This is a genomic window from Pseudomonas sp. HMWF006 (assembly GCF_003061205.1).
Classification (GTDB): Bacteria; Pseudomonadota; Gammaproteobacteria; order Pseudomonadales; family Pseudomonadaceae; genus Aquipseudomonas; species Aquipseudomonas monsensis.
The window spans coordinates 11626-13364 of the sequence record NZ_QAIU01000499.1; the positions used below are offsets into that span (position 1 = coordinate 11626).

General features: G+C 55.2%; 3 protein-coding genes and 1 tRNA gene. 2 read left to right on the top strand and 2 right to left on the bottom strand.

Annotated elements, in window-relative coordinates; all coding sequences use genetic code 11:
• Nucleotides 1-334 (top strand): nicotinate-nucleotide diphosphorylase (locus tag DBR24_RS33215; protein ID WP_371921339.1); only part of this gene is annotated, 334 nt, incomplete at its 5' end.
• A gap of 88 nt (nucleotides 335-422) precedes the next feature.
• Here the strand turns inward: DBR24_RS33215 and DBR24_RS21820 are convergent.
• Entirely contained in the window at nucleotides 423-722 is a 300-nt protein-coding gene (locus tag DBR24_RS21820) for a DUF6388 family protein (protein WP_128615791.1), read from the bottom strand.
• 276 nt (nucleotides 723-998) lie between these two features.
• On the opposite strand from DBR24_RS21820, the gene DBR24_RS21825 reads away from it, so the two are divergent.
• On the top strand, nucleotides 999-1493 hold the full coding sequence (locus DBR24_RS21825) for a hypothetical protein (protein WP_128615781.1): 495 nt from the start codon (nucleotides 999-1001) through the stop codon (nucleotides 1491-1493).
• 6 nt (nucleotides 1494-1499) lie between these two features.
• Here the strand turns inward: DBR24_RS21825 and DBR24_RS21830 are convergent.
• Nucleotides 1500-1575 (bottom strand) — tRNA-Thr (locus DBR24_RS21830).
• Between the last annotated feature and the right edge of the window lie 164 nt (nucleotides 1576-1739).

Here is a 1739-nt window from a genome sequence, read left to right on the forward strand (position 1 = left end):
CCACATCGCCGCCAGCGGTGGCATCCCGCAGGCCATTAGCGCGGCCCACAAGATTGCCCCGGGCAAGCCGGTGGAAATCGAAGTGGAAAGCCTGGATGAATTGAAGGAAGCGCTGGCCGCCGGCGCCGACATCATCATGCTGGATGAGCTGAGCCTGGACGACATGCGCGAAGCCGTGCGCCTGAACGGCGGCAAGGCGAAACTCGAAGCCAGCGGCGGCATCAACGAAAGCACGTTGCTGCCGATCGCCGAAACCGGGGTGGATTACATCTCGATCGGCGCGATGACCAAGGATGTCAAAGCGGTGGATCTGTCGATGCGCTTGAGCCTTTGACAGCAACGGCAAGTTTCAAGCTACAAGTTGCAAGCCACAGCGCTTTTGCTTTGACTTGCAGCTTGCCGCTTGAAACTCGTAGCTGCTTTTATACGACGAGATTATTCATCTCGCAGTACTCGTCCCACTCGACACCCAACACTTCAGCCGCCTCTTTGTGCAGCACAAGGCGCTGCGCCTCGAACTCTTCCGGCGTGCTCGTGTACTTGAGCGTCAGCTCCCACGGCTGCAACCCCTGGGATTCAGCTTCGTCTTCGAATGCCCACTGGATCTGGTCCTTCTGATCATCGGGACTCAGGTCCTTGATCTCTTCTTTCAGGTCCGGGACCTCCAGAATGTATTTTTCCAGCGCTAGTTCGTGACGTTGCTCTTGAGTTAATTCGGTCATGGCGTTCTCGCTGATCGTAAGAATGGAGGATGGATCTGGATCATCAAGGATCTCTCTGACGCGGATTGTCCGGCCTTCGGAACCATTCGGGATCATCTGAAAACTGCTGGGCGATGCTCATGCAGGCACCGAATATAGGACGTTTGCATGACGAATTACACGGCTCTTTACATCCCAGGCGCAAAAAGTTGACTTGCGGAACATAAATCCGCTTTCCAAGTCATAGCGTTGTGCCACTTCGGCACCCACCCTCGCTGTTCACAAGGAAAACCAGTGATGCGCAGCTTTTCGAAGATTTGCTCCATTGTGTCTGCCAGTACCTTGCTCGCCGCCATGATGCTGCCGGCAAGCGCCATGGCGCTGGAACTGAGCACCAGCAGTTCCTCCTACGGCGACAAAGTTTCATTGATTCACAACGATTACGGCAAAGAGGTTGTCATCAAAAGCGATATCAGCATTGATGAACTGCAAAAGATCCGCGATACCGTCCGTGACCAGTCACGCCAGATTGAAGAACTCAAACGCAGCAGCGGTTCCAGCTCGAGCGCCGGCAGTAAAGAAGTCGACGACCTGAAGAACAAGCTCAAGGAGCAGGATCGCCAACTGGAGACCCTCGGTCGCCAGGTCGAAGACCTCAAGCGCAACAGCGGTTCCAGCTCCAACTCGAACAACAGCGAGATTTCGAGTCTGAAACAGAAGATCAACGATCAGGATCGTGCAATGGATCAGCTCAAACGTACCGTCGAGGACCTGAGCCGCAAAGTGAAATAAGGGAAGTGGTGCCCGAGACAGGAATCGAACCTGCGACCTTCGCGTTACGAGTGCGCTGCTCTACCGGCTGAGCTACACGGGCGGTGGGCTAAACCTAGCACCGGTTTTCACAAAAGCAAAGATCGCAGCCTGCTTCGGCTCCTGCGGAATCGGGTTATCACCGCGTTTTTACCGGCGCTGCCGCAGGCTGCGAGCTTTTGATCTTTATGGCAGACAAAAAAATGCCCCGCCGTTTTCACGGCGGGG